We start from the raw sequence: 6,801 nt of genomic DNA on the forward strand, positions 1-6,801 counted from the left end.
GTCGCCCTCCCGCCCGGGCGGGAGGGCGACGTGCCGTGTCCGGGCCGAGCGCGGTCAGCCGTTCGTGGCGACGGTCTTGGGGTCGACCACCTCGCCGGCCGGCGGCTGCTCCACCTCGACCTTCTCGTTGTAGTCGCTGAACAGCGTCTCGCCGGGCTGCTTGCCGCCCTCGGAGACGGCCTTGAGGATGTAGGGGTCGCCCTCGGTGGCGACGTACAGGGTGAGCTTCTCGCCGTCGGCCTGCTGCTTGGTGAGCGTCAGGGCGTCCTTGCCGTCGACCTCGGTGGCGGCACCGCGCCGCATGCCGTCGCGTTCGGACTTGTCGCTGTCCATGGCGGCCAGGAGCGCCTACTTGTCGCACATGCCCTGGGTGGACTTGTCGCCGGGCTCGCTCTTGACCCACTTGTCCTGGAGCCGGTCGACGGCGGTGTCCGTGCCGGGCCGGCCCTGCAGGGCGTTCTGCCAGAACCGCTCGTTGCCCCGGACGTAGACGTTCTGGCCGGCCTGCCGGACGTCGGCCTTCGCGTCGTTCATCGACAGCGTGCCGAGACAGTTGTCCTTCTCGTCGACCTGGAAATCCGTCTTCACGACCGCGGGCGAGCCCTGCGCCTGTGACGTACCGGTGATCCGCACGGAGTCGGCGTCGCGGGTCGCCTTCACGGCCTCGGCCGCGATGGCGTCGGCGCTCTGCCCGGCGAAGGCCTCGTCCGAGTCCCCGTCCCCGCAGCCGGTGAGAGCGGTGGCACCCGCGCAGACCAGTGCCGCGGCGAGAACGGCGTTCTTCTTCAGGATACGTGCGGCCATGACGTCCCCATTCTCTGCGGAAAAGCGAATTCCGCTTCACCCGGTTCGACTGTCGTGCGGCCTCACGTACCCGTCTTTTCAGAAAAGAACGGAAATAATCAGGACATCGTTTCCGGCCACGCGGGCCGAGCCGACATCCGGGCCGGCACCCGGCCAACCGCCCCTCGCCCGGGGCCCCTTGGCCTCCGCGCACGGTCCCTGCGTGTAACCCGTACGGCGGCCGTCACGCGTCCGCACGCCGGGAGGCGCTCCTTTTGCGCGGGCGGCGCGGCGGGCGCAGTCTGGCCGCATGACCTCTGACACCCCCGGCGGGGCGACGCCCGTTCCCGCGCACACCTCGGGCCCCGGCAACACCGTCGTGCTCTATGGCGACGAGGGCGCCGCGCACGTGCTCGGCGTGTATCTGGATCCGCGCTGCCCGTACTGCAAGCGGATGGAGAACGGGCTGGGCACGGTGATCCGGGAGGCGGCCGACGCCGGGCACTTCCGGGTGGAGTACCACTTCGGGACGTTCCTCGACGACGGCGGCGGCAGCGGGTCCCTGCACGCCCTGGCCGCGCTGGGGGCGGCCCTCGACGAGGGCAGCGAGCGGTTCGCGCTCTACCTGAGGCTGCTCTACGCCGAGCAGCCGCCCGAGGAGGAGGACGGCTTCGCCGACGAGGAGACGCTGCTGAAACTGGCCGCGGAGGTGCCGGGGCTGGCCACCGAGGCGTTCAAGAGCAAGGTGTCCGGGGGCGTCTACCTGCCCTGGGCGCGCACCGTCTCCGCCGCCTTCGAGCGCGGCGGGGTCGAGTCGACGCCGACCGTGCTCGCCGACGGCGACCCGGTCGCGGTGCTCGGCCCGGGCGGCTACGCGGTGACGCCGGAGGCGTTCTTCGCCCAACTGTCCGAACGCTGGGGGTGAGACGGAGTCGGACCGGGGTGCTCCACCGACCAGGGGCACCCGTTCGGCGGAACGCCCCGGCCCGACTCCTCGCACGACGAGAGGACCGGCACGGTAGCCGGCGGACCGACCCGGTCGCCGGCTGACTGGCCCGGTCCCCGGTGGACCGGCCGACGAGTTCCGCCTCGTCCGCGCCGGCCGAAGCAGGCCCCTGACCCTCCTCGTCGACGACGACAGTGGCGGCCGCGGGTTCCTCCCGCATACCGACGAGAAGAAGCCGAAACCGCACTGCGCGCCCAGGTGGCGGAACGAGGCGTAGCCCCCGCCGCCACGGAGCGGGAGGCGCAAGGCCACAGGCCCCGGTGACCAGCGTTCAAAACGACATGGAGCACCGCCTCCATGGGCGGAGGCACGGCCACGCGGTCCCGACCGGCGGAAAACCCCGGGGCGACGTAGCGCGCAAAGAGTCGAAGGACCTCGCGCCACATCCCCCCTCCCTTCCTCGACGCGGCGCCGGCCGTAGTCCTGCCGCAGAGCCATGCCCTCGTGCCGGAGCCGGGGCACCCTGCCGAGCGCGAAACCACCGGTCCTGGCGAGGGGCGTCCTCGGCATTGACCACTCCCCTGTCGACCCCACCCAGACCGCACCACCTACCCGCGCTTGCACATATAGCGCGCATGCAACTATTGTCGAGGCGTGCAAAGGGATCGCTCAATCAATTCTGAAAGGGGGCGAGCCATGCCGCTCGCGCTACTCGCTCTTGCGCTCGGGGCCTTCGGCATAGGTACGACCGAGTTCGTGATCATGGGCCTGCTGCCCCAGATCGCCACCGACTACGGCGTCACCATCCCCACCGCCGGCCTCCTGGTCACCGGCTACGCGCTCGGCGTCGTCGTCGGCGCGCCGCTGCTGACCGTCCTCGGCAACAAGGTGAGCCGCAAGCGGATGCTCATGCTGCTCATGGGCCTGTTCGTGCTCGGCAACGTGCTCTCCGCCCTCGCCCCGAGCTTCGGGCTGATGCTGACCGGCCGCGTGGTCGCCTCGCTCGCCCACGGCTCGTTCTTCGGCATCGGGTCCGTCGTCGCCGCCGGCCTCGTCGCCCCGGACAAGAAGGCCGGCGCGATCGCCACCATGTTCACCGGCCTGACGGTCGCCAACATCGTCGGCGTGCCGCTCGGCACCTTCATCGGGCAGGCGATCGGCTGGCGCACCACCTTCGCGGTCGTCGCCGCGCTCGGCGTGGTCGGGCTGCTCGGCATCGCCCGTCTCGTGCCCGCCATGCCCCGCCCCGAGGGCACCCTTCTGCGCCGGGAGCTGAAGGCGTTCCGCAACCCCCAGGTGCTGCTCGCGATGGCGATGACCGTGCTCGGCTTCGGTGGCGTCTTCGCCGCGATCACCTACATCGCGCCGATGATGACCGAGGCCGCCGGCTACTCCGAGGGCGCGGTCACCTGGCTCCTCGTCCTCTTCGGCACCGGCATGTTCCTCGGCAACCTGCTCGGCGGCCGGTACGCCGACCGCGCGCTGATGCCGCTGCTCTACACCACCCTCGGCGGGCTCGCGGTCGTCCTCGCGCTGTTCACCGTGACCGCGCACAACAAGATCCTCGCCGCGATCACGATCCTCCTCGTCGGAGCGCTCGGCTTCGCCACGGTGCCGCCGCTGCAGAAGCGCGTCCTCGACCAGGCGCACGGCGCGCCGACCCTGGCCTCCGCCGTCAACATCGGCGCCTTCAACCTCGGCAACGCGCTCGCCGCCTGGCTCGGCGGGATCGTCATCGCCGCCGGCTTCGGCTACACCTCCCCGAACTGGGTCGGCGCCGTCCTCGCCGCCGCCGCCCTCGGCCTCGCCCTCTGGTCCGCCGCACTGGAGCGCCGGGCCCCCGCGCCCGAGGCCGAGGCCGCCGAAGCGGTCGACACCGGCGCGGACGCCCGCGTCCCCGTACACCACTGACCTCCTCCGCCCCACCCCCACCGCACACCGTTCCAGAGAGAAACCAGAGAGAAAGCCGCACCCCCATGTCCTTCCCCCACGTGCCCACCGTCGCCCTCAACGACGGCACCAAGATCCCCCAGCTCGGCTTCGGCGTCTTCCAGGTCCCCGACGACGAGACCACGACCGCCGTCGCCCACGCCCTGGAGGCCGGGTACCGCTCCGTGGACACCGCCGCTGTCTACGGCAACGAGGCCGGGGTCGGCAGGGCGCTCGCCGCCTCCGGCATCGCCCGCGACGAGCTGTACGTCACCACCAAGCTGTGGAACGCCGACCAGGGGTACGACGCCACCCTGCGGGCCTTCGACGACAGCCTCGCAAGGCTCGGTCTCGACCACGTCGACCTGTACCTGATCCACTGGCCCGCCCCGGCCCGCGACCTGTACGTCGACACCTGGCGCGCCATCGGGACGCTGGTCGCCGACGGGCGGGTCCGCACCGCCGGCGTCTCCAACTTCAAACCCGCGCACCTGGAGCGGCTGCTCGACGCCGGCGACCTCGTGCCCGCCGTCAACCAGATCGAGCTGCACCCCGGGCTCCAACAGCGCGAACTCCGCGAGCTGCACGCCGTCCACGGGATCGCCACCGAGGCGTGGAGCCCGCTCGCCCAGGGCGCCGTCCTCGCCGACCCGGTCGTCACCGGCATCGCGGCCCGGCACGGGAGGTCCCCCGCCCAGGTGGTGCTGCGCTGGCACCTCCAGCTCGGGAACGTCGTCATCCCGAAGTCCGTCACCCCCGCCCGCATCCGCGAGAACCTCGACGTCTTCGACTTCGCCCTCTCCGCCGAGGAGATGACGGCGATGGCGGGCCTCGACCGCGGTCTGCGCACCGGCCCGGACCCCGACGCCCTCGACTGAGTCCGGTGGAACCGGCGGCGGAGGCCGGTGGTTCCACCGATGCCGGCCGGACGCCGGACGCGGAGAGTGGCCGGGCCAGTACAGGTCCGGCCGCTCTCCGTTCCCGCTTCCCGTTCCCTTCGGAGGGCGGCCGCCGCACGACACGAGAGGACGACTCCGTCGTGAGACGACACCTTGCCGCGGCCGCCACCGCCGCCGCCTCCCTCACCCTGCTCCTCGCCCCCGGCGTCCGGGCCGCCGACGCCGCCGCAGCCAATCCGTACGAGCGCGGCCCCGCGCCGACCCGGGCGAGCGTGGAGGCGCTCCGGGGCCCCTACGCCGTCTCCGAGACCGGCGTCTCCGCCCTCTCCGTCACCGGTTTCGGCGGCGGCACCGTCTACTACCCGACGTCCACGGCCGACGGCACCTTCGGCGCGGTGGTCATCTCGCCGGGGTTCACCGCCTACCAGTCCTCCATCGCCTGGCTCGGCCCCCGCCTCGCCTCGCAGGGGTTCGTGGTGTTCACCATCGACACCCTCACCACGCTCGACCAGCCCGACAGCCGGGGCCGGCAGCTCCTCGCCGCGCTCGACCACCTGACGCAGCGCAGCCCCGTGCGGAACCGGATCGACGCGAACCGCCTGGCGGTGATGGGGCACTCCATGGGCGGCGGAGGGGCCCTCGAAGCCGCCAAGAGCCGGCCCTCCCTGAAGGCGGCCGTTCCCCTCACCGGCTGGAACACGGACAAGAGCTGGCCCGAGATCACCACGCCCACCCTGGTGATCGGCGCGGACGGCGACACGGTCGCGCCCGTCGCCTCCCACTCGGAGCCCTTCTACGAGAGCCTGCCGGGCTCGCTCGACAAGGCGTACCTGGAGCTGAACGGCGCCACGCACTTCACGCCGAACACCGCGAACACGACGATCGCGAAGTACGGCGTCGCGTGGCTCAAGCGCTTCGTCGACGACGACACCCGCTACGAGCAGTTCCTCTGCCCGCTGCCCCGGCCGAGCCTCACGATCGAGGAGTACCGGGGCAGCTGCCCGCTCGGTTCCTGACGTCCTCCGGGCCGTCTGTGCGCCGTCACAGAACGGGGCTCCCGGCTCTGGGCCTGCGCCCAGACCCGGGAGCCTTCCGCCGCTCCGTGCCGTACGGGTCGGTAACCTGACCGCCGTGAGCGGAGCGACGCACCTCACCGCCTCCGGCGCCCGGTTGCACGACCGCGCGGCCGAACTCGCCGCGGTGGCCCGGCTTTCGGCCCCCGCCGACACCGGGGCCGGCGGGATCCTGTTCGTCACCGGAGGTCCCGGCGAGGGCCGTTCCGCCCTGCTCGCCCGGGCGGCCGACGACTTCCCCGGCGCGGCGCACCGGATCGCCGCGCCCGGTCACCGGATGCCGTGGAGCGGTGCGCGGGCCCTGTTCGCCGCCCTCGCGCCCGGCGCTCCGGACGCGCGCCGGGCGCTGCGGACCGCGCGGGGCGAGGACGGCGTCGCCGCGGCCGTGTCCGGGCTCCTCGGGGACCTTCCGGTCCTGGTCTGCCTGGACGACCTGCACCTCTGGGACGCCCATTCGCGCGCCGCGCTCGCCGCGGCGTGGCGGCGGGGCCGCGCGCCGGGCCGCCGCGGGCCCCGCTGGCTCGTGTCGGCCGCCCGTCACCACCGGCTTCCCGAGGTCCCGGAGGCGGAGGCCGTACGGCTCGGGCGGCTCGGCCCCGAGGGCGCGCGGGCCCTGCTCGGCGACCTGTGCGGCCCTCCCCCGGCGCCGCCGGTCGCGCGGCGGCTCGTCGAGGAGGCGGCGGGCCACCCCGGTGTCCTCGTCGCGGCGGTACGGCGCCTCGCCCCCGCCCAGCTCTCGGGCGCCGCGCCCCTCCCGGAGCCGCCGGTCGACGGGGCCGTCCTCACCGAGGTGTACGGCGGTTTCCTGGAGCACCTGCCCGCCGACTCCCGGCGGCTGCTCGCGGTGGTGGCGCTCGCCGGCCGTGCCGGGGAGGAGGGCGCCGTCACGGCGGCGCGGCGCCTCCCCGGTGTCGCCGTCGACGCCGTCCTGGGCGGCGCGCGGGCCGCGGGCGCGCCCGTCGAACCGCTGGACGGCCTGGTCGCGGACGGGTTGCTGCGCCGCGCCGACGGGCTGCTCCGCTTCGAGGACCCGTTCCTCGGGCGGGCCGTCCTCGCCTCGGCCCCGCTCTCCCGGCACCGCGGGCCCCGGCGTGCGGCCGTCGGCGGACAGCTCGCCGATGTCGCCGGTGTGGAACCAGCCGTCGGACTCCAGGACCTCGGCGGTCTTCTC

The 6,801-nt window shown here is 73.6% G+C and carries 7 protein-coding genes; 5 read left to right on the forward strand and 2 right to left on the reverse strand.

The window, feature by feature from the left end; genetic code table 11:
* Positions 1 to 54 precede the first annotated feature (54 nt).
* A complete protein-coding gene (locus tag AB0398_RS34035) occupies positions 55 to 333 on the reverse strand; it encodes a hypothetical protein (protein WP_366379542.1) in 279 nt (92 codons plus the stop codon).
* A gap of 15 nt (positions 334 to 348) precedes the next feature.
* Positions 349 to 804 (reverse strand): hypothetical protein, encoded by a 456-nt coding sequence (locus AB0398_RS34040; RefSeq protein WP_366379543.1) that lies wholly within the window; start codon positions 802 to 804, stop codon positions 349 to 351.
* Positions 805 to 1,093: 289 nt separating this feature from the next.
* On the opposite strand from AB0398_RS34040, the gene AB0398_RS34045 reads away from it, so the two are divergent.
* From AB0398_RS34045 to AB0398_RS34065, 5 genes are all read left to right on the forward strand, one after another.
* Positions 1,094 to 1,708 carry a thioredoxin domain-containing protein gene (locus AB0398_RS34045; protein ID WP_366379544.1) on the forward strand — a complete coding sequence of 205 codons (615 nt, stop codon included), beginning with the start codon at positions 1,094 to 1,096 and terminating at the stop codon, positions 1,706 to 1,708.
* A gap of 717 nt (positions 1,709 to 2,425) precedes the next feature.
* Positions 2,426 to 3,640 (forward strand): MFS transporter, encoded by a 1,215-nt coding sequence (locus AB0398_RS34050; protein ID WP_366379545.1) that lies wholly within the window; start codon positions 2,426 to 2,428, stop codon positions 3,638 to 3,640.
* A gap of 65 nt (positions 3,641 to 3,705) precedes the next feature.
* The gene (locus AB0398_RS34055; protein ID WP_366379546.1) at positions 3,706 to 4,536 is read left to right on the forward strand and encodes an aldo/keto reductase; all 831 of its coding nucleotides are present in this window, start codon (positions 3,706 to 3,708) and stop codon (positions 4,534 to 4,536) included.
* A 161-nt stretch (positions 4,537 to 4,697) separates the two neighbouring features.
* A complete protein-coding gene (locus tag AB0398_RS34060) occupies positions 4,698 to 5,573 on the forward strand; it encodes a dienelactone hydrolase family protein (RefSeq protein WP_366379547.1) in 876 nt (291 codons plus the stop codon).
* Between the two features lie 115 nt (positions 5,574 to 5,688).
* Positions 5,689 to 6,801, forward strand: a 1,113-nt coding sequence (locus AB0398_RS34065; RefSeq protein ID WP_366379548.1) for an AAA family ATPase, incomplete at its 3' end; no start/stop codon positions are given.

It is taken from the genome of Streptomyces sp. NPDC086147 (assembly GCF_040702165.1).
Lineage (GTDB): Bacteria > Actinomycetota > Actinomycetes > Streptomycetales > Streptomycetaceae > Streptomyces.